Origin of the sequence: Nonomuraea muscovyensis, assembly GCF_014207745.1 — a bacterium.
GTDB lineage: Bacteria > Actinomycetota > Actinomycetes > Streptosporangiales > Streptosporangiaceae > Nonomuraea > Nonomuraea muscovyensis.
The window spans coordinates 124,553-146,075 of the sequence record NZ_JACHJB010000001.1 but is presented as its reverse complement, the minus strand read 5'-3'; the positions used below and the strand labels follow the sequence as shown (position 1 = coordinate 146,075).

Below are 21,523 nucleotides of genomic sequence, written 5' to 3'. Positions count from 1 at the left end.
TCGCGGGCGCTGTCAGCCCGACTCGTTGAACATGTCCTCGAGGGTCTCGGTGGTGGCGGCGTGGGTGAGCCAGGTTTCGAGTTGGGTGAGATCCGTGCACGTGGATATCCGGACGCGGGTGCCGTCGGGGATGTCGAAGCCACGGGCGGCCAGCACGAGCAGCACCGACCTGGCGGCTTCTTCCGCCTGACCTTCGACCCTGCCTTCCGCCTTACCTTCCGCCTTGCCTTCCGCTTTGCCTTCTGCCTTGCCGCGGCCGAAGTGTTCGCGGGCGAACGGGCTGTAGACCGGCCAGTCTGTGGACGTCATGATCTCCTCCAGGAGGCGGCGGATCTCGGGCGCGGACATGCTTTACGCGTATTCATAGTACTTCGGAGCGTGTTCGCCGCCTGTCTCGGCGAGCGCCGTGGCGAACGCCTCGATGACCTTGCGGTCGCGACCGTGCACCATCACCGACATGGCGGCCAGGTCCGGATGCTCGGCGGCCTGCTGCGGGTCGGTGATGGGCGGGATGCCGTCCGGTCCCAGCACCTGGGCCTGCAGGCGGTAGCCGGTCAGCCCCGATCTGCGGGCCCGCTACGGGCAGGTGCATCCCACCGTGACCAAGGTCCAGAGAATCCTGGACGAGCTGAACGAGAACGACTGACGCGGCCAACTGAGCCTCCTGCCGCGTGGCCGCATATGACCGCCAGGGACGTCCGCCCCCGAACGTGGACGAGGCCGCCCACGTCTTGCGTGCGCGGCCTTGCTTCGTAGACCGGGTCAGGTCGAGAAGAGCATGCCCACCCAGCTGCGCTGGCGGTGGTGGCCGTAGTGGCCGCCGTGGTGCCCGCCGTGCGGCGGGGCGCCCCAGGCCGGGCCGCCGGGGGCGGGGGGCGGCGGAGCGGCGTGGTAGCTGGACTCCATCCGGGTCAGCGTCTCCAGCTCGCCGTAGTCGAGGAAGATTCCGCGGCAGTTGTCACACTGCTCGATGTGAACGCCGTTGCGTTCGTAGGTGCGCATGTTGCCGTGGCACTTGGGGCAATGCATCTCTAGTCGGTCTCCTTGGCCTCGGGTCTGTGAGGAAAACCTACCGCGCGCAACCCCGCCACGCTCGGACGATTCTGTTGCACGACTCGACCAACGAATGTTCGACCTCGTCGAGTTCCCGCGCCTCCCGGTGGGCGTTCAGCACCGCGACCGCGGCGAGCTGGACGGTCAGCGCGCGGGCCGGAAGATCGAGCCACCGCCACGGGTCCTCGCCGCCGCGCAGGGCCGGGCCGCCCGCCGCCAGGTAGGCGCCGAGGAACCGCTCCCACACGGCCGGGTCCAGCAGCCCGGCCGCGTACCAGGCGGCCGGCCTGGCCAGGTCCCACGCCGGGTCGCCGGCGCCCAGGTCGTCGACGTCGATGAGCAGCCAGCCGTCGCGGTGCACGAGCTGGCCCAGATGCCAGTCGCCGTGGGTGAGCAGGCCGGGGCCCGGCTCCGGCTCGGGCAGCTCGGCGAACGCCTGCCGGACGAGCCCGGCGACGGGGCCGTCACCGGGCATCCGCCCGACCGCTCGGGCGACCCGCGCCGGGCCGCCCGCCGGGGGCAGCGGCGGCAGCGGGGTGAGCGGGGTGGCGTGCAGCCTGGCCAGCAGCCGGGCGCCCTCCTCCCACGGCGCGTCGTCGAGCTCGTCGGGCGAGACGGGCCGGCCGGCGGGCCAGACCGTCACCAGGCGTCCCGCCACGCTCAGCACGTCGGGATGCAACGGGGCGAGCATCACGCCGTGCAGCGCCGCCGAGGCGACGGCGCGTAACCGCACCCGTAACGCCGCGGCGTCCTCGCGGGCCGAGTGGGCCTTGACCACGACCTCGCCCCGGCGCAGCACCACCACGTCGGTGCGGGTGGGGTGGAGCACCGGGGCGCCCCTGCCGCCGTGCGCGCCGGCGATGTCCGCGAGTGCCGCCTCGAGATCCACCCGTACAGCCTAGAGTGCCCGCCTTCCTCCTACGGCCGAGCCGCCGAAGGGCGGCCGACGGTTGCGGGCGCAACATTTACAGCCCTTCGGAAGCGACGACTCGGGCACGTCCCGGCGGCCTAGATTGTGGCCTCGGCCGGCGCGTGCCGGCCTTCATCTCTGACATCACCTCCGGGGGATACATGCGTGCAGCAAGGAAGACGGCGGTCGCGGTGACGCTGGGAGCGGCCCTGGCGCTGGCGTCGGCGGGGGCCGCCACCGCCACCACCGCCGCCGCCACCACCAACGCCACGGCGGCCTCGGTGGCCTCGGCGGGCGGCATCCTGGAGTCGGGAGAGCTGCTCAAGGGCGGCGCGACCGTCCGGTCGGCCGGCGGCGAGTACACGCTGGTTATGCAGCATGACGGCAACCTCGTCCTGTACAACGCCGCCAAGAAGGCGCTGTGGGACACGGGCACCACGGGCGGCCGGGGCACGTTCGCGGCGATGCAGGCCGACGGCAACCTCGTCGTCTACAGCGCGGCCAAGAAGGCGCTGTGGAGCAGCCGCACGGCCCCCGCTCCCGGCGCGATGCTGGCCGTGCAGAACGACGGCAACCTGGTCATCTACAGCGAGGACGGAGCCCCGCTGTGGGAGCGCAAGTCCACCATCGCCAAGCTGAGCCCCAACCGGGCGCTGCGGGCCGGTGACTACGTCCGCTCGGCCGACCGCAGGTTCACGCTGGTCATGCAGGACGACGGCAACCTGGTGCTCTACCGCAGGGCCGAAGCCCTGTGGAGCAGCGAGACGGCCCCGAGCGCGGGGGCGTACGCGGTCATGCAGGCCGACGGCAACCTCGTCGTCTACAGCGCGGCTAAGAAGGCCCTGTGGAGCTCCAGGACCGCGCCGAGTCCCGGCGCCTTCCTCCTGATCCAGAACGACGGCAACGCGGTCATCTACAGCGAGGACGAGAAGCCGCTCTGGTCCTCCCGCACCGGCGGCCAGTAGAACGCGGGCCGAGGCGGTCTCGCCCATCTCGCCGCAGGTGAGCCGCCCCCTCCGGCACCACGTGGCCCGCCGTCGGCGCACCCGACCGCGGGCGCGGGTGCGCACGGTGGGTACGGTGATCCGGTGACGCGCCTGACGGAGGGTCGATGAGAGTCGGTTTCGCCGTGCCCCAGTCGGGGCCCTGGGCCACGCCCGCGAACATGCGCCGGATCGCCGCCCGGGCCGAGGAGCTCGGCTACGACGAGCTGTGGACGTTCCAGCGGGTGCTTTATCCCGTCGGCCATCCGATGGGGGCGGTCTACCGGGCCGTGCACGATCCCGTGGTGACGCTGTCCTACCTGGCCGGGGTGACGAGCCGGATCGGGCTGGGCGTGGCGGTGGTCAACGCGTTCGTCCAGCCGATCCTGCTCGCCAAGCAGCTCGCCACGCTGCAGATCGTCTCCGGTGGCAGGCTGACGGCCGGTCTCGGGCTGGGCTGGCTGCGTGAGGAGTTCGAGGCGGCCGGCGTCGGCTTCGAGGGGCGCGGGCGCCGGGGCGAGGAGTTCGTCGACGTGCTGCGCACGGCGTGGACGCGGGACGTGGTCGAGCACCACGGGGAGTTCTACCGGGTGCCCGCCTCCCACGTGGACCCCAAGCCGTCGCCGGCGCCGCCGATCCTGCTGGGCGGCACCGCCGAGGTCGCGTTGCGCCGGGCCGGGCGGATCGCGGACGGCTGGGTGAGCTCCAGCAGGGAGGACCTGGCCGGCATCGGCGCGCGGATCGAGACGGTCAAGGAGGCGGCGCGCGAGGCCGGCCGCGACCCGGAGGCGCTGCGGTTCGTCTGCCGGGGCGTCACCCGCGTCAGGCCCGGAGTGTCCGTACCCGCTCCGGGCGGGGGAACGGACGCGGACCGGCCGCCGTTGACGGGCACGTACGACGACATCCGCCGCGACGTCGCCGACCTCGCGGCACGCGGCGTGACGGACGTCTTCCACGACCTCAACTTCGACGAGGAGATCGTCACGGCGGCCCCGGAGGAGGCGTTGGGCCGCGCCGAGGAGGCCCTGGAGGCGCTCGCGCCCGGCGCCTAGAAGACCACTGCGGATCTTGGTCAGTCCCGGGTTTACGCCCTGTGCCAGGCGGTGTCCGGCTCGAGGGTCAGACGCCGCCGGTGCGGGAGTCCGAGGCCTGATGCCCGGCTCCCGGGAACACGACCACACTGCCCGGCGGGACCAGGTTCCTCGCAGGTCTGCCACACCTCCGGCCCGATCCGTGTGCGAGGGGCGCCGGCACGGTGGGGCGCGACGCCTTGTAGGTTCGAGGCATGAGCGCTGATGACCGGCGGCCCCCGCTTTTCGAGCTCCTGCCGGACGAGGGCGACCGGCCCGAGCCCATCACTGTCCACACCTCCGACGGCACGCTCAGCGTGGCGGCCGATCTGACGGCCGAGGAGTTCGAGATCCTCGACGAGCTGAGACGAGTGGCGGCGAAAAAGCGGGATTAAGGGGCCTTTGTGGCGTATGCCGGTTTGAGGCATGCGATGCTTCTGTGATGCGTGAGGGGAAAGACGCGTGACAGAGCCCGGATACTCCGCGCGCACACAGGGGATACGGCAGCACGGACGCGCATCGGCCGGCGAGGCCGAGCATGTCCGTGCTGTGCTGCGTGACGTGCAGGAGGCGTTCGCGAGGGCGGGTCGCCCGATGGGCGACGACCAGTACGGCGCCGAGATGGAGAAGAGGTACCCGGTCATGCTCGACGGCGTGATCGCCGCCTTCCACGCCTACATCGACGAGCTTGAGGGGGTCGGCGGGGGTCTGCACGTGACCGCGGCGACGTACGAGGCGGCAGAGGGCTCAGGAGCCTGACACGCGGTGGTGCTCGCCGGAGACATACCCGCCTGGATGCGGCCCTGGATCGGCTGGGCGGTCGGCATGGACTGGCCACAGGCCGACGAGTCCAGGTTGTTCGACCTGGCCGACGCGCTCGTGGACGCGGCCTACCGCGTCGCCGAAGGCATCGGCGTCTCGATCCCGGACCGGGAGACGTGGGACGGAGAAGCGCTCAGGACCTTCGCCGAGCACGCCTCCCACACCGTCGGCGGTCGCCAGGCGGAGGTGATCACCAAACTGGTGGCCATGGCGATCGCGCTGAACGACCTCGGCGTGCAGGTCCAGTACACCAAGTGGATGATCAAGCTGATGATCGCATTGCTGATCGTCCAGTTGGTGGCTCTCCTGCCGGTTCTCGCGAACCCCGCGACGGCCGGCCTCGGAGTGACGGCCGCGGGATGGCGGGCCCTCCTCACCCGGGAGGCCGTCCGGGCACTGGCCAAGCGGCTGATGTTCAACATCGGGCTGTTCGGCGGCATCATGTTCGCGATGGACCTGACCGTCCAGTCCCAGCAGGATCGGCGTGACCGGATCGACTGGAACCAGGCCCTCGCCTCGCTGGCCGCCGGAGCGCTCAACGGCGTGTTCCTCACGGGCGCGACGTGGTTGGCGCCGCCGCGGACGCTGCGCGGCTTCATGGGCACCTCCGGGGTCGCCGGCGGGTTGACCGACGCGACCATGCAGGCCTTCGACGACCAGCCGTTCGATCTGGTGCGGCTGCTGAAGGGCGTCTCCTCGGGAGCCGTCGGTGCCGCGGACGCGCACTGGGCCACGTGGAACCCCCACTTCGGCGGGCGAGGAGGCGACGGAAATCCGCCGGGTCCGGAAGGTGGCAACGGCGATGGGCCACCGCCGCGGCCGGAGAGCAGCAGCGGCGATGGGACTCGGCCGCGGCCGGACGGCGGCGACGGCGATGGGACTCCGCCGCGGCCGGACGGCGGCGACGGCTCCCGCACGACGCTGGCCGACCACACCTCGGCCGCGCACGCCGCTCGGGAGCCGGCATGGCTGCCGGCGGAAGTCGCGCGGACGTCCGGTGACCGTCCTGCCGCCCACGAGCCGCCCGTCCTGCGGGCCGACCTGATCGAGAGCAAGCTCAACTGGGGTCACGCGCGCCCCGCCGCCCCGCCGCGGACGCCCCACGAGTTCGGCCAGGTGGCCGCCAAGGGGATCGTGGGCGCGTGGGAACCCGCCGGCCACGACAGCGCCCGGGTCACCCTGGCCGACGGCTCGCCCGCCATGGTCACCGAACTGCCGACCCGGCAGGACCGGGACGCCAAGGTGCTGGTGGCGCGGCTCGGCCACGAGCTCGGCCTGAAGATGCCCGCGATCCACCCGGTCGGCGACAAGCGGCTGCTCCTCGACTGGGTGTACGGCGATCCCGGCCAGATGACCTGGAGCGGCGAGTCGTGGAACCTGTCACGAACCGCGCCCAGCCGCGACAGCATCCTCGTCGGCCTGCTGGGCGCCCTGATCCGCGACGAGCCGGCGTTCGTCAACGCGCTGTCCGGCGAGGCGCGCCTCATGCCCGAGCCCGCCATGGCGAAGCTGATGAGCAGGTTCTTCTTCCGGGACACGGGCGCGGGCCAGGAGGTGTGGGCGCCCAACCCGCTCGCCCCGGCGGACGCCATCCGCATCGAGCAGGCCCTGAGGTCCATGCGGGTCGATTTCCGGGTCGCCGGGATGGCGGACGCGCATCAGCGGATGACCGCCGCCCTGCGGGAGATCAAGGAGAACGCGGTCCGCACCGACTCCGTCCTCAAGGCCGACCCGGCCGAGCTGCTGCCGGAGATCTCCGTCCGGGGGCTCGACGCCCGGGCCGAGCACCTCGCCGAACTCACCGCCGACCTCGTGGACACCGCCCCGCCCGGCGCGGGCCGGCCGCCGGTGGACCCCGTCCGGCGCTTGGCGGACAACCTCGGCCACATCGTGGCCTCGCGCGATTCCGACCTCGGCCGCGTCGTCACCTTCGGCGACGGGTCGCAGGCGCTGGCGTTGACCGGACGGGCGGCGGCCGTGGCGCTGGAGGCCGCGCTCACCAGGCGCGTGCTCGGGCTGCACGGCCCCGCGGTCCACCAGGCCCCCGACGGCACCGTCTACCAGGCGTACGGCAGCGACCACCTGCGCACCGCCCTGGCCACCGGCATCCGCGACAGCGACCTCTTGCCGGCCAAGGAGGAGGTGGTGACCTTCAACGACGGCAGCCGGGCCATCCGTCACGAGTTCAGGACCGTCGAGAAGGCCGATGAGTTCGAGGCGCGGGCCCATGCGCTGCATGACATGAGAGACGGCTACCCGGGCACCTACCGGGCCGCGCCCACCGTGGTCTACGAGGGCCGCTTACCCTCGTGGCGGTGGACCGACGAGGACCCCGTCCTGCCCCCGACGGTGCGGCAGGAGCTGGACAGGCGCGCGCTGCACGCCTGGCTCACCCGGCCGGAGCTGCCTTCGGCGATGCTCGGTGAGAACCCGCGGATGGAGCACCTGAGGCCGGGGGAGGCCCTGCTCACCGAGGCGGACAGCTCCGCGCTGCGCGCCAGGTACGAGGCGGCGCGGGCCGATTTCGAGAGGTACGGCCTGACCTCCCGCCTCGAGGAGCACCTGGAACTCATCAGCCGGAGCAGGCCGGACACCGCGCTGGACCTGGGTCCGCTGCGCGACCCCGCGCCGCTGGTCCCCGACTTCCGCGAGACACCCTGGCAGCCGCCGCGTGGCCAGGTGCCTTCCCTGCAGCACCTTCTCGAGGGGACCAACCTGCACCAGGTCAACGAGCTGGCCGTCGGGCGGGCGGCCGACCCCGCGCTCGTCCCCGCCGCCGAGGCGTTCCTCGACAGGGCGGACGCGGACCTCGCCGCCCGGCCCGCGTCGTCGGGTCACGTCTCGGCGCGCGTGCCCGCCGACTGGCTGCCCCGCGGCGTCCGGCCCGGCAGCGAGGTCGTCTTCCACGGGATGCTCGAAGGGGTCGACGACCCCGCCCACCTGGCGGACCGGCCCGACAGCGTGCGGCTGACCATCCGGGCCGGCCGGTACGCCGAGGTGGGCGACCTGTCGGGCAAGCCCGCCCACGTGCTGTTCGGCTTGGGGACGAGGCTGAAGGTGCTGGCCGTCCAGGAGTCCTTCGGTGAGTGGCACCTGTTCGCGGTGCAGGTGCCCGACGGGCGCAGCGCCGACTCGGTCGCGCTCCGGGTTCCCCGGATGAAACCGCCGCTCACTCCCGAGCTGCGCCACCGTCTCACGCACCATGTCGAGAAGACCGACGCGGGTGTGTGGTTGCGCGATCTCGACCACGAGCACGACCGCCGGCTGGTCACGTCGGCGCGCAACGTCCGGCGCATCGACGGCGCCTTCTACGTCGACGGGCACGGCTCCGAACACGGCAACTCGATCGGCGGCCGGACGCTGGAGGCCAAGGAGACGGCGGCCCTGCTGCTGCACAGCCCCGGGATGACGCCGCACGACGTGATCCTGCTGGCCAACTGCCACATCGGCACCGGGCGATACCCGCTGGCGGTCGCCCGGCACACCGGGCACGTCGTCATCGCCGCCGATTCCGCGATCGTCGTGACGGAGGAGGGACACATGCGCGCGGTGTCCAGCGAGTTCGGCGATCTCGGCGGGCGGGGCCTGATCCGCATCTACCTGCCGGACGACCCGGTCGCCGGCCAGGTCCTCGACACGATGAAGGCGTGGTTCCAGGCGCCCTGACGCCGCGTGGCGGGCATGCGCTAGGAGGCTGCCAGGCGGAGGGCTTCGGCGGCCACCGCGTGGCGCAGCGCCCGGATGCCGTCACGGCCGCGCACCGGGTGCACGGCGTTCGTCAGCAGGACCACGGTCAGCCGGCGTGCCGGGTCCACCACGAGCGACGTGCCGGTGAACCCCGAATGCCCGTACGCGCCGGTCAGCGGCCCCACGATGGCCGGGTCGCCGATGCGCACCCCCAACCCGTGGCGGAAGGCGGCGCCCTCGGCGCCCTGGTCGCGCACCATCTCGGCCACGGTCTCCGGGCGCAGCATCGCCCCGCCGCCCCGCCGCAGCGTCTCGCCGAACACCAGCACGTCGCCGGCCGTGGCGAAGACCCCCGCGTGTCCGGCCACCCCGCCCAGCGCGTAGGCGGTCTCGTCGTGCACCTCGCCGCGCACGCACCCCGGCCCCGTGCGCTCCGGCTTCCACTCGGTGGCGGCGACCCGTGGCAGCGCCGCCGCCCCCGGCCGGTATCCCGTGTCGCGCAGGCCCAGCACACCGGTGACCCGGTCGCGGACCAGCTCGTCGAGCGGCGCCCCGCCCGCCAACTCGGCCACCCGGCCCGCCGTCACCATGCCCACGTCGCTGTAGAGGTACGGCCCGCCGACGGGCCCCGTGACCGGCGTGCCGACCATGGCGGCCAGGCGGTCGGCCGGGTCCGCGCCGGGCAGTTCGAGGTCGATCCGGCGCGTCGGCGGCAGCCCGGCCGTGTGGGTGAGCAGGCGGCGCAGGGTCAGGCGCCGGTCGCGGCCGGGCAGCCAGGCGGCCACCGGCTCGTCGAGGTCCAGGCGGCCCTCCTCGGCCAGCGAGAGCAGGGCGGCCGTGGTGAAGAGCTTGCTGATCGAGGCCAGGTCGAAGACGGAGTCGCGGCGCGCGGCCGGCCGGTCGTCCGCCAGGGTCCCCTCGGCGTCGGCGTAGCGCACCAGCTCGCCGGCGGCCGCCGACGCCGCCACCTCGCCGTCCACGGCGATCAGCGCGACCGCCGCCGGGCACCCGCGCGGCACCGCCTCCGCCAGGATCCGTTCCAGCCGGTCCGCCGTCCCGCTCCGTTCCAACCGGTCCGCCATCCCCCGCCTCTCCGCCGGGTCCGCTCCTGGACCCGGCCTCCCCCCTCGCTGTCCTCGCCGCCCTTCCCTCCCCGTGGCGCCGGGGACGTCAGCCGCTGAGCGCGTCGCTGAGGCGCTCACCGTGCGACTCCAGCAGCGCCCGTGCCCCCTCCGCGTCGAGGCCGTGCTGGATCATCACCACCGCCGTCTTGGCCTGCCCGTCCGCCGCGTCCACCGCCCGGGCCGCCGTCTCCCGGTCAGCTCCGGTGATGTCGCTGACCATGCGGATCGCCCGGTCGGCCAGCTTGTTGTTCATCGCCGACATCTCGATCATCCGGTTGCCGTACGTACGGCCGAGCCGGACCATGGAGATCGTCGAGATCATGTTGAGCACCAGCTTCTGCGCCGTGCCCGCCTTGAGCCGGGTGGAGCCCGCCACGACCTCGGGACCCACGACCACCTCGATCGCGTGCTCGGCGGCGGCCGACAGGGGAGCGCCGTGGTTGCACGACAGCCCGACCGTCAGCGCGCCCCGGCCCGCGGCCTCCTCCAGCGCGCCCACCACGAACGGCGCCTGCCCGCTGGCCGACACGCCCACCACGGAGTCGAGCGGGCCCACCTCCAGGCGCGCCATCTCGGCGGCGCCGCCCTCGGCGTCGTCCTCGGCGCCCTCCACCGAACGGGTCAGCGCGTCCGGCCCGCCCGCGATGACGCCCCGGACGAGCTCCGGGTCGGTGCCGAACGTGGGCGGGCACTCCGAGGCGTCCAGCACGGCCAGCCGCCCGGACGTGCCCGCGCCGACGTACATCAGCCGGCCACCCGCCCGCATCCGGGTGGAGATCGCGTCGATGGCGGCGGAGATCTCGGGGATCGCCACCGCGACGGCCGCCGGCACGGCGGCGTCGGCCTGGTTCATCAACCGCGCGATCTGGTCGGTGGGGAGCCGGTCGATCTGGCTGTAGCGGGGATCGCTCTGCTCGGTCGCCAGCTCCGGTAGGGGATCGATCATGACGCTAATTTCCACCCTTTACTTCTCTCTTGTAAAGATCTTTCAGCACTATGGGTTCATGACGTACGTGCGTACCGGTGCCGAACGGCTCGCCGCCGACCCCGCGCTCGCGGGCGGCGGCCGCCTCGGCCTGATCACCAACCCCACCGGAGTCCTTCCCGACCTGACGCCCACCGCGGACGCCCTGCTGGCGGCCGGCACGCCGCTGACCGCGCTGTTCGGGCCCGAGCACGGCCTGCGCGGCACCGCGCAGGCAGACGGGAGCGAACCGGACACCACCGACCCCCGGACGGGGCTGCCGGTCCACGACACGCACAAGCGGTCCGGCGCGGAGCTGGACGAGGTCGTGGCACGTTCCCGCGTCGACATGCTGGTCTTCGACATCGCCGACGTGGGCACCCGCTTCTACACCTACGTGTGGACCATGTACGACCTCATGGCCTCGGCCGCCCGGCTCGGCCTGCGGTTCGTGGTCCTCGACCGGCCCAACCCGCTCGGCGGGACGATCACCGAAGGGCCGGAGCTGGACCCCGCGTTCGCCAGCTTCGTGGGCAGGTTCCCGCTGCCGGTGCGGCACGGCAGGACCGCGGGGGAGCTGGCGCTGTTGTTCGGGTTCGACCTGGACCTGCGCGTCGTCGAGATGCGGGGGTGGCGGCGCGGGATGGACTTCGCCGCCACCGGGCTGCCCTGGGTGATGCCGTCGGTCAACCTGCCTACCCCCGACACCGCGCTGGTCTACCCGGGCACCGGCCTGTTCGAGGGGACCACGTTCTCCGAGGGGCGCGGCACGACCCGCCCGTTCGAACTGGTCGGCGCTCCGTACGTGGACGAGAGGTTCGCCCCCGCCCTGAACGGGCTCGGCCTGCCGGGGGTGCGCTTCCGCGAGACGTGGTTCACCCCCACCTTCCACAAGCACGCCGGCACGGCGGTGCGCGGCGTCCAGGTGCACGTGCACGACCGGACCGCGTTCCGGCCCGTGCTCACGGGCGTGTCCATGCTGTACGTGGCCCGCACGCTCTACCCCGAGGACTTCACCTGGTGGGGCCCCGAGGGCTTCGAGGACCATCTGTGGGGCTCCGGCACGCTGACGAGCAGCCTGGAGGCGGGCCAGGACCCGCGCGCCCTGTGCCCCGAGCCCGCTCCCCCCGGCGGGCGGCTGCTCTACACCTGACATCACGCCAGGTCGCGCCGGTAGAGCCAGAAGACCCGCTCGGCTCGCGCGCCCACCGCGCGCGAGTAGAAGCGCAGCGGCCCGACCCAGCCGATCTGCGCGCTGCCGTACCCGGCGGCGCGCAGGTCGGCCAGGCAGCGGCGCAGCAGCACCCGGCCCAGGCCGAGACCCCGGGCCGCCGGAGCCGTGCCCATCGGCCCGAACCAGGCCGGGCGCGCTCCCCAGGCCGCGAACGCCAGCGGCTCGCCGTCGCGCTCGGCGTAGTGCAGTCCCGAGGCGTTGGCGGCCTCCCAGGCCCACCGTTCGTTCCAGTGCTCCGCCACGAACGCCGCCACCCGCTCCCGATCGGCGCGGGCGCCGGCCGAGGCGGTCGGCGTCGCGAGTGACTCGCCGGGGGCCGGGCCGGCGGCGCGGACGGCGACCCCCTGCGCCGCCAGGCGGGCCATCTCGCCGTCCGTGGACAGGTCGGCGGAGGTGAGGTCGGCGGTCATGTTCCAGGCGACGTGGTGGCGCTCGTAGCCCAGGCTCTCGGCCAGGCAGGCGGCGGCGGTGTAGCGGACGTCGATGCCGGGCCAGGCGTAGCAGGGCGGGTTGCCGGCGAAGCGCGCCTGCGTGGCGCCCTGCTCGCGCAGCCACTCCTCGGCCGCGCGCACCAGCCGCCGGCCCAGCCCGCGGCCCTGCTCGCGCGGATGCACGGCGAGCAGGTCGATGTGCCCGCCACCGGGGTCCTTGCCGGACATCGACGCCATGACGACGCCGCCCCCGTCCACCAGCGCGGTCCAGCGGCGCCCGGCGGGCGGCGTGGCCAGCCGCCGCACCAGCGCGCCCGCCTCGGCGGCGTCCAGCGTCAGCGCCGCCTCCGCCACCTCCACGGCCCGCTCCAGATCGGCCCGCTCCAGGTCCGCCCCCCCGACGCCGGGCACCCGGGTCACACCTCGCTCATCGGGCGGGCGACGACGCTGCGGCGTTCGGGGTAGAAGCAGGCGTGCTCCTGCGGCACGTCCTCCGTGACCCGCAGCAGCGGCCGCTCGCCCGCGCACCGGTCGGTGTGGAACGGGCAGCGGCGCGTGAACAGGCACCCGGTGTCGGGTTGCGACTCATCCAGCGACGCGAGCGGCACCACCGGCTGCTCGCCCGGCAGCTCCAGACCGTGCAGCACCGGGATGGCCGACAGCAGCGACTGCGTGTACGGGTGCACCGGGTCGGCGATCACCGTGTCCACCGGCCCCCGCTCGACGACCTGGCCCCGGTAGATGACGTACAGCTCGCTGTCGCCGCCGATGTAGCGGGCCGTGGCCACGTCGTGCGTGATGAACAGCACGCTGACGCCCAGCCGCTCGCGCAGGTCCTTCAGCAGCGCGAGGATGCCGAGCCGCAGCGACACGTCGATCATCGAGACGGCCTCGTCGGCGACCAGCATCTCGGGGTCCACGGTCAGCGCCCGCGCGATGACGACGCGCTGGCGCATGCCGCCCGAGAGCTGGTGCGGGTAGCGCGACAGCACCGTGTCCGGGTCGAGCCCGACCAGGCTGAGCACCTCGGCCGCCCGCTCGTCCATCCACTGCCGCGACCGCCCGGTCTGCTTGGCGCGGAGCGCGAGCGGCGCCTGGAGCGTCTGGTGGACGGTCCGCGTCGGGTTCAGCGCCGAGTAGGGGTCCTGGTGGATCATCTGGATCTTGCGGAAGTGTGGCTGGCGCTGCTTGGGCTTGAGCCCGGACATGGGCGTGCCGCCGATGCTGATCTCGCCCGCGTCGTACGTCTCCAGCCCCGCGATGATCCGGCCGAGTGTCGTCTTGCCGCAGCCCGACTCGCCGATGAACGAGGCGGAGCCGCCCTTGGCGATGGCGAAGTCGACGCCGCGCAGGGCGTGCACCTCGCGGCCGGCGAGCACGCTGCCCCGCTGCCGGAAGGTCTTGGTGATGCCGTTCCCCGTGATCACGCGTGCTCCCTCACCTTCACCGCGTGGCAGGCCACGATCCTCGTGCCGTGCGCGACGGCCGCCGGGTCGTCGCTCTCGCAGACGTCCATCCGCAGCGGACAGCGCTCCCGGAACACGCAGCCCTGCTTCGGCACCGTGGCCAGCGTCGGCGGGCGGCCGGGCAGCGCCCGCGCCTCGTCGATGTCGCCGACCAGGCGGGGGATGGCCTGGATCAGGCCCCGCGTGTAGGGGTGGCTCGGCGCGCCGAGCACCTCGCGGGTGGGACCCTGCTCGACCAGTCGCCCGCCGTACATGACGGCGAGCCGGTCGGCGACCTCGGCCACCACGCCGATGTCGTGCGTGATGACCAGCGTGGTCAGCCCGCGCTCGGCGTGCACCTCGCGGACGATCTTGAGGATGTTCGCCTGGGTGATCATGTCGAGCGCGGTGGTCGGCTCGTCCAGGACGACGAGATGGGCGTTCAGGACGAGGGCCAGCATGATGCCGACCCGCTGGCGCATGCCGCCGGACAGCTCGTGCTGGTGCGAGTCGAGCACCCGCGCCCCGTCGAGGCCCATCCGGCCGAGCAGGTCCCGCGCCTCGCGGACCAGGCCGCGCAGGTCGTCCACGCCGTGCGAGCGGCCCAGGTCGAGGAGCTGCTTGCCGACCGTCTTGAGCGGGTTGAGGGAGTTCTGGGCGGCCTGGAACACGTAACCGATGTGCGCGCCGCGCGCCTTGCGCAGCCGCTCGCCCGACAGGCCGACGACGTCGCCGAGCCCGTCGATCTCGACGCTGCCCGCCGCTATCCGTCCCGGCGGCTGCACGGCGTTGAGCAGGGACAGCGCCAGCGTGGACTTGCCGGAGCCGGACTCGCCGACGATGCCGGTGATCGTGCCGGGCTCCAGGGTCAGGCTGATGTCGCGCACGGCGGGCAGCTCGCCCGCCGGCGTCCTGTAGACGACCGTCAGGCCGTCGATGCGCACGCCCGGCGCCTGCGTTGATGCGGGGTGGGCCACGAACTACTCCTCACGCAGCCGGGGATTGAAGATCTCGTCCATGGCGTCCACCACGAGCACGATGCCGAGCGTCAGCAGCAGGATCGCCAGCAGCGGCGCCAGCAGGTAGCCCAGCGCGTACGGGGTGATCATGGCGCCCGCCTGGAACACGGCGAGGTTGAGCATCACGCCCCAGTTGTCGGACTCGTACGGCAGGACGCCGAGGAAGAACAGGCCCACCTGCGCGTAGACGGCGCCGGTGACCGCGATGAGCATGTTCATCGCGATGTAGGGGGCCATGCTGGGCAGCAGTTCCTTGCCGATGATGTGCCTCGTCGACAGGCCGAGCCCGCGGGCCGCCTCGATGAAGCCGCGCTCGCGCAGCGACAGCGTCTGCGCGCGGACGGCCCGCGCCACGCCGCCCCAGCCGAACAGGCCGAGCACCAGGCCCATCTGGATGGGGTTGCCGAACTTCCAGACGGTCGCCAGCACCAGCAGCAGGGGCAGGCTCGGGATGGTGAGCTTCATGTCGGTGATCCGCATGAGCACGGTGTCCCAGCGGCCCCGCTTGAAGCCGGAGAACAGGCCGATCGCCGTGCCCAGGACCACGGTGATGAACGCGGTGACCCCGGCGCTGAGCAGCACGTAGCGTGAGCCGGTGATGACCAGCGCGAGCACGTCGCGGCCCTGCGGGTCGGTGCCGAACCAGTGCTCCCAGCTCGGCGGCCGGCTGATGGCGTCGGCGTTGGACGGCAGATGCTCCGGATAGAGCAGGGGCCCGAAGACGGCCGTGAGGACGAACCCGACGAGGATGACCACGCCGACCATCCGGCTCGGCTTGCGCCGCATCACCCGCCACACGCCGAGCCAGAAGTTGCGGCGCATGGTCGCGCTCGTGGACGTCGTCTCGGGAAGGAGCGTCGCGCTCACCCTGCCTCCTCTCCGCTGCGCACCCGCGGGTCGATCACGGCGTAGAACAGGTCGGCCACGATGTTCGCCACGATGACGGCCACGGTGATCAGCAGGAACGCCCCGCCCATCAGCGCGTAGTCGCGGTCGTTGATGCTGCTGATGAGCAGCAGCCCGAGCCCGGGATAGTTGAAGATCTTCTCGATGAAGACGGCGCCGCCCAGCAGCAGGCCCAGCGACAGCGCCAGGATCGTGAAGAGGGGCAGGATCGCGTTGCGCGCGATGTAGCGGAAGATGATCGAGCGCTTCATCCCGCGCAGCTCGGCGGCGAGGATGAAGTCGTCTCCCAGCACGGTGACCACGCTCGACTTCATCGCCAGGATCCAGCCGCCGTAGGCCGACAGCGCGTACGTGGCCACCGGCAGCACGGCGTGCTCGATGAGCGAGCCGATGTAGCCGGCGTTGAACCCGGGCTCGAACAGGATGTCCACCGGCCCGTCGGCGGGCAGGATCGGGATGAGCGTCGCGAAGATCACCACGAGCAGCATCGCCAGCACGTACTGCGGGATGCCGTGCAGCAGCGAGCCGGAGATGGCCAGGGCGTCGCCGAGCTTGCCCGTCCGCTTGATCGCGGCGTACACGCCGAGCATGATCCCGACGAGGAAGCTGAGCAGTGTGCCGGCCAGCACCGGTAGAACGGTCCACTTGGCCGCCTCGCCGAGCACGTCGAGGACGGGGGTGCCGGGCCTGCTGACGGAGACGCCGAGGTCGAGGCGGACGAGGCCGCTCATGTAGTCGGTGTACTGCTCCCACAGGGTGCCGGTGGGCAGGAAGCCGTACAGGACCTTGACGCCCTGGGCCGCGGCCTCCGGCGACATGCCCTGCTCGATGAGCTTCTCGTAGCGGGCTGCCATGGGGTCGCCCGGGATGTTGTTGACGATGAAGAAGCTGATCGTGGCGACAACGAGGATCATGACGAGCCCGCGGGCCAGGTGGCCCGCGAGTCGCCGTGCGATGATCGTCATGGACTACTGCTTCGGCTTGACCATGCCGAGCTGGATCCACACGCCCGAGGCCAGTACGCCGGTGCCGAGCCGGAGGATCTCGTCGTCGTGCGGCCAGCCGGTGAAGCGGCTGTTGCTGACGAACTGGTTGTTGACGTAGTCCCAGAGCTGGATGACCGGCAGGTCCTGGTTGGCGGCCTTGGCGAGCTGCGCCATGATCGGCTTGGCCTCCTCCTCGGTGGCGGTGTTGAGCTTGGCGGTCAGCTCACCGGGGTTGACCTTGCCGATGCCCTCGACCTCGATCTCCTCGGCGCCGCCCATCCAGTTGCCGCCCTTGCCCGGCGCCGCGTGGGTGACCTTGCCGGCGACGTTCGTCCAGCCGTTGGAGGCGCCGTAGAGCCGCTGGTAGATGTCGTACGGCGCGGGGCCGAGCGCCATGAGCCAGAAGCCCACGTCGTACTTGCCGGCCGCGAGCTCCTCCAGGTAGAGCGGGTAGTCGGCGACGGTGACGACTTCGGCGTCCACGCCGTTCTTGATGAGCTGGCTCTTGATGTTCTCCTGTGCGGAGATCCAGTCGGAGAAGCCGGACGGGGCGGTCATGGAGACCTTCCACGGCGAGCCGTCGGACAGCGTCCACTTGCCGTCCTTCTTCGTCAGGCCGGCCTGCTTGAACTCCTCCTCCGCCTTGGCGGGGTCGGGCTTGTACGGCTCAAGCTGGCCGGCCGTGTCGCCGATCCAGGCCGGAGCGGCCTTCTGGTGGATGCCGCTGGTGGTGGCGGCCGGCGTGCCGCCCTCGGGCGAGGCGACCTTGGTGACCTCGTCACGGTTGATGAGGTAGGCCAGGCCGCGGCGCACATGCACGTTGTCGTACGGCTTCTTGGACTGGTTGAAGCCCATGCCCACGGCCACCGGAGAGTAGCCCTTGATGACCTCGTTGCCCGGCGCCTGCTTGATCCGGTTCATCACGTCCGTGGGGGCCGCGACGAATCCCGAGTGGTCCAGCTTCCCGGCGGTGAGGTAGTTCCAGATCTGTTCGTTGCCGGTGAAGTTGAGGAACTTCACCTGGGCCGGGGCGACGTTGGCGGCGTTGTAGAAGTGCTTGTTCTTCACCAGCAGCGCCTCGCCGGGGTTGACCCGCTCCAGGACGAAGGGCCCGGCGGAGACGTCCTTGGCGGGGGCGAAGGCCAGCACCTTCTGGCCCAGGGCGGTGATCTCCTCACGGGCCTTGTCGGCGTCCGCGCCCTCACCGCGCGCCGTCTTGAGCTTGTCCCAGAAGTCCGCGGGCAGGACGTCCTTCCACACGTGCGAAGGCAGCACGGTGGTGTCGAGCACGCCGCGGGCGAACTTGGGACTCGGGTTCTCCATGTTCTGGGTGATCTTCAAGGTCTTGTCGTCGACGACGGTGACCTCGGCCGCCGCCCCCGCCGCGCCCGGGGTGACGGAGAAGGCCGTGCTGCCCTGTGTGTAGGCGATGCCGATGGACATCCTGACGTCCTCGGCGGTCACCGGCTGGCCGTCGGACCACTTGGCGTTCGGCTGGAGCTTCAGCGTGATCGCGGAGTTGTCCGGAGCGATCTCCCAGCTCGCCGCGATGCCGGGCAGTGCCTGGTTCGGGTCCGTCAGGTGGTTCTTCACCCAGCCGATCTTCATCGCGTTGTACGCGGAGAAGGAGTTGCCCTTCGGGTTGTACGGGTTGGGCGGCGCCGCCGCGTCCAGGCCCGGTCTGTTCACGTCGATCGTGGTGAAGAGCCCGCCACCACCGCCCGAGCCGGACTGATTGGTGGAACCACCGCTGCACGCTGTGACGGTGGCAAGGCCCAGCAACGTTACTGCCGCTGCCAGTCGCTTCATGTTCCGCTCCGGGGGATGTCGGACCTGCTGAGGATCGGTGTGAGGTTGACCGGACCATACGTGGACCGAAAACGGTGCGTCAATAATCTCCAGTGGTTGTGAGGCTAATGTAACTTTCCTTCATCGGTGCCCGCGATGACGCTCGTCTCCACCCCTGGGAGTCCTGGAAGATCACTGAAATCGTGTGTGACGCTGCGGGGTCAGACTTCGTCGGCACGCGGGGTGAAGGGGCCGGAGAACCGATCTGGCCGGCCGTGTGGGCATCCTGCCGGGAGTTGATCCCGGCGGTACGGGGTCTTCGACGCTGACGCGGTCCACGAGTGGTGTTGTGACCTGCGATGGGAGGCCGCCTGCGGGCTCGGCCTGCATGGCACCGTTCGACCCGTCACTTCTGGCCTACTTTCGGCGGCGCCTGTCCCGCTCGTCTGACCCGAATCGGGTCATCACCCGGATCAAGCAGGTGATCGCGGCCACCGGGGTTCTGGCCGGCAGGCGGCGACGGGCATCGGATTCCACCGTGCCGGACGACGCCGTGGCCACCCAGGACACCGTCGCCCGATCATCGCCGCCATTCGCCGGGTGATCCGCCAGGTGCCCGGCGCGGCTGAGGCCGCCGCGCTCGGCCGCGCTGCTCATGACCACACCGATCCGGCTGCTGGCTCACCTTCCCGCCCCGTCACTGGGCGAACGGGCCGCCAACGCGGTCGGCCTGCCGGCCCTGGTCTCCTACCAGGACGTTGGGCCCAGTGATCTTCTGGACGTCCCGGCCGTCCCGGCGTCCTCTAGACCGTGGCCGTCCTTCTCCCGCCTCCGGCTTCGTCTTCCTGCCGTAGCGTGTCCGGCGTCCACCCGGCGGTGCCCGCCACGATGCGGACGGCCGCGCGGGCCAGCGGCTCCAGGCCCTCCACGTCCACCTTGTCGAGGGTGTCGGCCGAGTCGAACAGGTACATCGGCGCCGACAGGAAGTGCACCAGCGGCACGCCCTCGGGATGGAAGAACGCGCCGTCGGTAGGCGGCATCGGCGAGAACACGTCCGGCGGCAGCACGAAGGACCGGCGCAGCCGCTCCGCCTCCAGCGTCGTGGCGACCAGGCTCTCCAGCCGTGGCGCCTGGGTCGTGAACCACCACCTGACCTCGGGATCCGAAGTCGGCCGCAGCCTGCCGTCCACGCTTTCGCAACGCAGCGCGGCATGTTCCAGGTGCACCTGGAGCACCACGTCGGCGAGCAGGGAGCGGTGCCGCTCGATGAAGGCCCTGGTGCCCGCGGCGTGCGCCATGTGCCCGGAGGTGAACAGGAACATCAGGTTGTGCGGCCGTTCCGCGGGGGGCACCCGCGCCCAGTGGCGCGCGACGGCCAGCACCAGCGCGATGCCGGAGGCGTCCTCGACGGCCGACGCCCACGGGCCGTCGTGGTGGGAGGCGACGATCACCCAGTGCGGCGAGGCGCCCGGCAGCGTCGCGACCACGTTGTGCGTGGTCACCGTGTCGCGGACCGACTCGGCGACCAGCTCGCCCTCGCAGGGGAGCCGGGCCAGGAGCCGCCGGGCGTCGCCTCCGGACAGCCACAGACCCGGGATCGGCCGCTCGACGGCGTCGTAGGGAACGTAGTAGTCGCGCGTCTCCCACGGCACGCCCGTCAGCGCGCCCACGAACCCGGCGGCGCTCGCGTCCAGGGCGGGCTCCACGACCTGCATCATCCGGGGTCCGAACGGGATCGTCTGGACCAGCGTGTCGAAGACCCCTTCCGGATCGTAGGCCGACGTGGCCAGCGCCCTGACGAACGACTGCGGCACCTCGGCGAAGGCCAACTCGTCCACCGCGATGTCGCCGGGCCGCGCGTCGGCGAGCGGGGCGACCCTGGCGCGCAGGCCGCCGGTCGGCGCGGTGAACGGCAGGGGCAGGCCGGGGAGTTCGGTGCCGTCCTCCAGGCGCAGGACTCCGGTGCCCGGCTGCCAGCGGGTCACCTCCACCGGCTCCAGCGCGACGTCGAGCCCGAACCCGGCCAGCCGATCGGCCAGCCACCCTTCCGTCCACACGTCCGCCGGATAGCCGGGGCGGCGGATGCCGCGCGACACGACGGTCTCGATCCAGCTGAGCATCTCCGCTGCGGAGGGCACGTGGTCCATGCCCGTGATCCAACCATTGACAAGAGGCGCGTGTGAAGCCAGAGTTCCGGTCATCCGTACAAATCTTTCGCTGGAGACTGTCATGAGGCTCCTTGCGGCAGCCGTCTTACTCGTGCAGGCAGTCATCGCGAGTCCGGCCCGGACGGCGGACACGATCGAGGCGCACTACAGGGCGGCGGGCCCCTGGGCGGTCGCCACGGCCGACGTGCCGGGCTACCGCCTCTCCTACCCGGCCGACCTCGGCGCGGGCGGCTTCAAGCATCCGATCATCACCTGGGGCAACGGCACCAACGCCGTGCCCACGCAGTACTCCGGCGTGCTCAACCAGCTCGCCTCCTGGGGCTTCGCCGTCGTCGCGTCGACCGACACCACGACGGGCACCGGGTCCGAGATGATCGCCGCGGCGCAGTACCTGATCGGCAGGAACACCGACACCTCCAGCGTCTTCTACGGCAAGCTCGACGTGACCAAGGTCGGCGCGGTCGGCCACTCCCAGGGCGCCGGCGGCTCGGTCAACACCGCCACCAAGTCCGCCGGCCTCATCGACACCGTCGTCCCCATCGCCCTGCCCGCGCCGATCTGGGTGAGCTCGGGAGACGCGTTCTCCGTCAGCCGGCTGACCTGCCCGGTGCTGTTCCTCAGCGGGGCCAAGGACGTCCTCATCTCTCCCAACTCCGCGATCCAGGCATACTACGGCGAGGTGCCCGGCGCCGCGGCGAAGGCGCTGCTCAAGGGCGCCGGCCACAACACGATCCAGGGCACGGGCGGCGGCTTCCTCGGCTACCTGACGGCCTGGCTCATGTACCAGCTCCAGGACGACGCGTACGCGCGCGGCGCGTTCGCGGGCGCCACCCCCGAGATCAACACCAACGCGGGCTGGCAGAACCAGGTCGAGAAGAACCTGCCCTAGGCGCACGTGGCCGCGACCACCCGCTGGTCGAAGTGCGATCCGCC

Annotated in this window: 21 protein-coding genes; 8 read left to right on the top strand and 13 right to left on the bottom strand. The window is 72.0% G+C overall.

Going from position 1 to position 21,523, the window contains the following annotated elements; genetic code table 11:
* Positions 1-12: 12 nt before the first annotated feature.
* The 4 genes from FHU36_RS00690 to FHU36_RS00675 all read right to left on the bottom strand — a co-directional run bounded on the left by FHU36_RS00690 (position 13) and on the right by FHU36_RS00675 (position 1,942).
* Positions 13-348, bottom strand: coding sequence for an RpnC/YadD family protein (locus tag FHU36_RS00690; protein ID WP_185081876.1), 336 nt, complete (start codon positions 346-348; stop codon positions 13-15).
* Positions 349-351: 3 nt separating this feature from the next.
* Positions 352-531, bottom strand: coding sequence for a hypothetical protein (locus FHU36_RS00685; protein ID WP_185081875.1), 180 nt, complete (start codon positions 529-531; stop codon positions 352-354).
* A gap of 231 nt (positions 532-762) precedes the next feature.
* On the bottom strand, positions 763-1,029 hold the full coding sequence (locus FHU36_RS00680; protein WP_185081874.1) for a TFIIB-type zinc ribbon-containing protein: 267 nt from the start codon (positions 1,027-1,029) through the stop codon (positions 763-765).
* Between the two features lie 40 nt (positions 1,030-1,069).
* A complete protein-coding gene (locus tag FHU36_RS00675; protein WP_185081873.1) occupies positions 1,070-1,942 on the bottom strand; it encodes an aminoglycoside phosphotransferase/kinase family protein in 873 nt (290 codons plus the stop codon).
* Between the two features lie 182 nt (positions 1,943-2,124).
* On the opposite strand from FHU36_RS00675, the gene FHU36_RS00670 reads away from it, so the two are divergent.
* The 5 genes from FHU36_RS00670 (at position 2,125) to FHU36_RS00650 (ending at position 8,504) form a co-directional block, all read left to right on the top strand.
* Positions 2,125-2,928 (top strand): outer membrane protein assembly factor BamB family protein, encoded by an 804-nt coding sequence (locus tag FHU36_RS00670; RefSeq protein ID WP_185081872.1) that lies wholly within the window; start codon positions 2,125-2,127, stop codon positions 2,926-2,928.
* Positions 2,929-3,074: 146 nt separating this feature from the next.
* Entirely contained in the window at positions 3,075-3,998 is a 924-nt protein-coding gene (locus FHU36_RS00665) for a TIGR03619 family F420-dependent LLM class oxidoreductase (protein WP_185081871.1), read from the top strand.
* A 233-nt stretch (positions 3,999-4,231) separates the two neighbouring features.
* A complete protein-coding gene (locus FHU36_RS00660) occupies positions 4,232-4,411 on the top strand; it encodes a hypothetical protein (protein ID WP_185081870.1) in 180 nt (59 codons plus the stop codon).
* A 67-nt stretch (positions 4,412-4,478) separates the two neighbouring features.
* On the top strand, positions 4,479-4,775 hold the full coding sequence (locus FHU36_RS00655; RefSeq protein ID WP_185081869.1) for a hypothetical protein: 297 nt from the start codon (positions 4,479-4,481) through the stop codon (positions 4,773-4,775).
* A gap of 36 nt (positions 4,776-4,811) precedes the next feature.
* Positions 4,812-8,504, top strand: coding sequence for a WXG100-like domain-containing protein (locus FHU36_RS00650; protein ID WP_185081868.1), 3,693 nt, complete (start codon positions 4,812-4,814; stop codon positions 8,502-8,504).
* A gap of 20 nt (positions 8,505-8,524) precedes the next feature.
* On the opposite strand, the gene FHU36_RS00645 is transcribed toward FHU36_RS00650, so the two are convergent.
* Positions 8,525-9,607: a serine hydrolase domain-containing protein gene (locus tag FHU36_RS00645; protein ID WP_185081867.1), complete on the bottom strand. Its 1,083-nt coding sequence runs from the start codon at positions 9,605-9,607 to the stop codon at positions 8,525-8,527.
* An 88-nt stretch (positions 9,608-9,695) separates the two neighbouring features.
* The gene (gene murQ / locus FHU36_RS00640) at positions 9,696-10,595 is read right to left on the bottom strand and encodes an N-acetylmuramic acid 6-phosphate etherase (protein WP_185081866.1); all 900 of its coding nucleotides are present in this window, start codon (positions 10,593-10,595) and stop codon (positions 9,696-9,698) included.
* A 58-nt stretch (positions 10,596-10,653) separates the two neighbouring features.
* Between murQ and FHU36_RS00635 the strand changes: the two genes are divergently transcribed.
* Positions 10,654-11,766 (top strand): exo-beta-N-acetylmuramidase NamZ family protein, encoded by a 1,113-nt coding sequence (locus tag FHU36_RS00635; protein WP_185081865.1) that lies wholly within the window; start codon positions 10,654-10,656, stop codon positions 11,764-11,766.
* A gap of 2 nt (positions 11,767-11,768) precedes the next feature.
* Here the strand turns inward: FHU36_RS00635 and FHU36_RS00630 are convergent, their stop codons facing one another.
* From FHU36_RS00630 to FHU36_RS00605, 6 genes are read right to left on the bottom strand one after another with little or no spacing between them, the layout of a single operon-like run.
* Positions 11,769-12,698, bottom strand: a complete 930-nt coding sequence (locus FHU36_RS00630) for a GNAT family N-acetyltransferase (RefSeq protein ID WP_312891378.1) — start codon at positions 12,696-12,698, stop codon at positions 11,769-11,771.
* Positions 12,695-13,705: an ABC transporter ATP-binding protein gene (locus FHU36_RS00625; protein WP_185081864.1), complete on the bottom strand. Its 1,011-nt coding sequence runs from the start codon at positions 13,703-13,705 to the stop codon at positions 12,695-12,697. The genes FHU36_RS00630 and FHU36_RS00625 overlap by 4 nt, the downstream gene beginning before the upstream one ends.
* Positions 13,702-14,700 (bottom strand): ABC transporter ATP-binding protein, encoded by a 999-nt coding sequence (locus FHU36_RS00620; RefSeq protein WP_312891377.1) that lies wholly within the window; start codon positions 14,698-14,700, stop codon positions 13,702-13,704. The genes FHU36_RS00625 and FHU36_RS00620 overlap by 4 nt, the downstream gene beginning before the upstream one ends.
* 3 nt (positions 14,701-14,703) lie before the next feature.
* The gene (locus FHU36_RS00615; RefSeq protein WP_185081863.1) at positions 14,704-15,609 is read right to left on the bottom strand and encodes an ABC transporter permease; all 906 of its coding nucleotides are present in this window, start codon (positions 15,607-15,609) and stop codon (positions 14,704-14,706) included.
* Positions 15,606-16,613: an ABC transporter permease gene (locus tag FHU36_RS00610; protein ID WP_185081862.1), complete on the bottom strand. Its 1,008-nt coding sequence runs from the start codon at positions 16,611-16,613 to the stop codon at positions 15,606-15,608. The genes FHU36_RS00615 and FHU36_RS00610 overlap by 4 nt, the downstream gene beginning before the upstream one ends.
* A 3-nt stretch (positions 16,614-16,616) precedes the next feature.
* Positions 16,617-18,323: an ABC transporter substrate-binding protein gene (locus FHU36_RS00605; RefSeq protein ID WP_312891376.1), complete on the bottom strand. Its 1,707-nt coding sequence runs from the start codon at positions 18,321-18,323 to the stop codon at positions 16,617-16,619.
* A gap of 487 nt (positions 18,324-18,810) precedes the next feature.
* Between FHU36_RS00605 and FHU36_RS46720 the strand changes: the two genes are divergently transcribed.
* Positions 18,811-19,026: a hypothetical protein gene (locus FHU36_RS46720; protein ID WP_185081860.1), complete on the top strand. Its 216-nt coding sequence runs from the start codon at positions 18,811-18,813 to the stop codon at positions 19,024-19,026.
* Positions 19,027-19,225: 199 nt separating this feature from the next.
* On the opposite strand, the gene FHU36_RS00595 is transcribed toward FHU36_RS46720, so the two are convergent.
* Positions 19,226-20,569, bottom strand: a complete 1,344-nt coding sequence (locus FHU36_RS00595) for a M28 family metallopeptidase (protein WP_185081859.1) — start codon at positions 20,567-20,569, stop codon at positions 19,226-19,228.
* Between the two features lie 82 nt (positions 20,570-20,651).
* Here FHU36_RS00595 and FHU36_RS00590 point away from each other — a divergent pair, with 82 nt between their 5' ends.
* A complete protein-coding gene (locus FHU36_RS00590) occupies positions 20,652-21,479 on the top strand; it encodes an alpha/beta hydrolase family protein (RefSeq protein WP_185081858.1) in 828 nt (275 codons plus the stop codon).
* Positions 21,480-21,523 lie beyond the last annotated feature (44 nt).

What these genes read in the sequence shown, in the direction of transcription:
- FHU36_RS00645 (WP_185081867.1), bottom strand. Translation starts at nt 9,607, where the DNA reads ATGGCGGACCGGTTGGAACGGAGCGGGACGGCGGACCGGCTGGAACGG.
- FHU36_RS00660 (WP_185081870.1), top strand. Translation starts at nt 4,232, where the DNA reads ATGAGCGCTGATGACCGGCGGCCCCCGCTTTTCGAGCTCCTGCCGGAC.
- FHU36_RS00590 (WP_185081858.1), top strand. Translation starts at nt 20,652, where the DNA reads ATGAGGCTCCTTGCGGCAGCCGTCTTACTCGTGCAGGCAGTCATCGCG.
- FHU36_RS00680 (WP_185081874.1), bottom strand. Translation starts at nt 1,029, where the DNA reads ATGCATTGCCCCAAGTGCCACGGCAACATGCGCACCTACGAACGCAAC.
- FHU36_RS00670 (WP_185081872.1), top strand. Translation starts at nt 2,125, where the DNA reads ATGCGTGCAGCAAGGAAGACGGCGGTCGCGGTGACGCTGGGAGCGGCC.
- FHU36_RS00650 (WP_185081868.1), top strand. Translation starts at nt 4,812, where the DNA reads ATGCGGCCCTGGATCGGCTGGGCGGTCGGCATGGACTGGCCACAGGCC.
- FHU36_RS00665 (WP_185081871.1), top strand. Translation starts at nt 3,075, where the DNA reads ATGAGAGTCGGTTTCGCCGTGCCCCAGTCGGGGCCCTGGGCCACGCCC.
- FHU36_RS00690 (WP_185081876.1), bottom strand. Translation starts at nt 348, where the DNA reads ATGTCCGCGCCCGAGATCCGCCGCCTCCTGGAGGAGATCATGACGTCC.
- FHU36_RS00635 (WP_185081865.1), top strand. Translation starts at nt 10,654, where the DNA reads ATGACGTACGTGCGTACCGGTGCCGAACGGCTCGCCGCCGACCCCGCG.
- FHU36_RS00610 (WP_185081862.1), bottom strand. Translation starts at nt 16,613, where the DNA reads ATGACGATCATCGCACGGCGACTCGCGGGCCACCTGGCCCGCGGGCTC.
- murQ (WP_185081866.1), bottom strand. Translation starts at nt 10,595, where the DNA reads ATGATCGATCCCCTACCGGAGCTGGCGACCGAGCAGAGCGATCCCCGC.
- FHU36_RS46720 (WP_185081860.1), top strand. Translation starts at nt 18,811, where the DNA reads ATGGCACCGTTCGACCCGTCACTTCTGGCCTACTTTCGGCGGCGCCTG.
- FHU36_RS00595 (WP_185081859.1), bottom strand. Translation starts at nt 20,569, where the DNA reads ATGGACCACGTGCCCTCCGCAGCGGAGATGCTCAGCTGGATCGAGACC.